The organism is Bacillus sp. P4_D3 (assembly GCF_056401855.1).
The window spans coordinates 1-623 of the sequence record NZ_JBFUIN010001243.1 but is presented as its reverse complement, the minus strand read 5'-3'; the positions used below and the strand labels follow the sequence as shown (position 1 = coordinate 623).

The following is a 623-nucleotide window of genomic DNA, read 5'->3' as shown; positions in this document are numbered from 1 at the left end:
GCATTAGGTATTTCAGGATTTAATGTAACGACTCCGCATAAAGTTGCAGTTATGGAGTACTTGGATGAGGTTGCCCCGCTAGCAAGGCAAATCGGTGCGGTAAATACAGTAGTTCATCGAGATGGAAAATTGATTGGGTATAATACAGATGGAATTGGTTTTGTTCGTGCCCTGCAGTCAATTAGTGAAGATCCACTTCAAGAGAAACGTATTTTATTAATCGGTGCAGGTGGTGCTAGCCGAGCTATTTACTTCTCGCTTGCAGATGTAGGTGTGAAAGAAATTGATATTGCTAATCGTACGAGAGATAAGGCGGAAAATCTTATCGCTGGGTGCATGGCAAATGTTAATTCGCATGCTCTATCGTTAGAATGTGCAGCAGAAAATCAAGGGGAATATGATATTATCATCCAAACAACAACGATAGGTATGCATCCACATGTTGCGTATACGCCGCTGGAAATTCGTTCATTGAAACAAGGAACGATTGTTTCTGATATTATTTATAATCCATTTGAGACGAAAATTTTAGGCGATGCGAAAGAACAAGGTGCAATAATTCAAAATGGAATCGATATGTTCGTTTATCAAGGTGCACTTGCATTTGAAATGTGGACAGGGTG

The 623-nt window shown here is 40.0% G+C and carries 1 protein-coding gene; it reads left to right on the top strand.

Annotated elements, in window-relative coordinates; translation table 11 throughout:
• On the top strand, positions 1 to 623 hold a 623-nt coding region (aroE, locus tag AC1DTM_RS30570), incomplete at both ends, for a shikimate dehydrogenase (RefSeq protein WP_477001714.1).